Here is a 464-nt window from a genome sequence, read left to right on the forward strand (position 1 = left end):
GCTTGTCCCGCGATCAAGGGCGAAGCCCTTGCCAGGCGACGGTGATATCCGGCCCGGCCCAATCGCGGGACAAGCCCGCTCCCACAGGGGGCGGCGCTAGACGCTTGTTCTTTGCGCGACAGCGCAGCCCGAAGGGCTGGGTAATCTCCCACAGGCGACACAGATATGCGTTGCTCTATGCGAGGCACCCAGCCGCGCAACGCGCAATAGAGAACAAGCGGCTAGCGCTGACCTCGCTCCCACAGATGGGCGCAAAAGGTTTACCTAGAGGCCGGCACAGGCTGTAACGATCAGTCGTCGGTCGCCTTGACCGACTTGGGCGACAGCCGCAGGCTGCGCAAGCTGCGCTTGACGCTCTTGAGGTGGTTGACCAGGCTCGGCCCGCGGGCCATGGCCACGCCCATCGCCAGCACATCGATCACCACCAGGTGGGCGATACGCGAGGTCAGCGGGGTGTAGATCTC

Annotated in this window: 1 pseudogene; it reads right to left on the minus strand. The window is 64.9% G+C overall.

Annotation, left to right across the window (positions count from 1 at the left end):
- Nucleotides 1–290: 290 nt before the first annotated feature.
- Nucleotides 291–464, minus strand: a pseudogene (locus IRZ56_RS22945) (transcriptional regulator); the annotation flags it as partial.

Origin of the sequence: Pseudomonas guariconensis, from assembly GCF_015680235.1 — a bacterium.
Taxonomy (GTDB): Bacteria; Pseudomonadota; Gammaproteobacteria; order Pseudomonadales; family Pseudomonadaceae; genus Aquipseudomonas; species Aquipseudomonas guariconensis_A.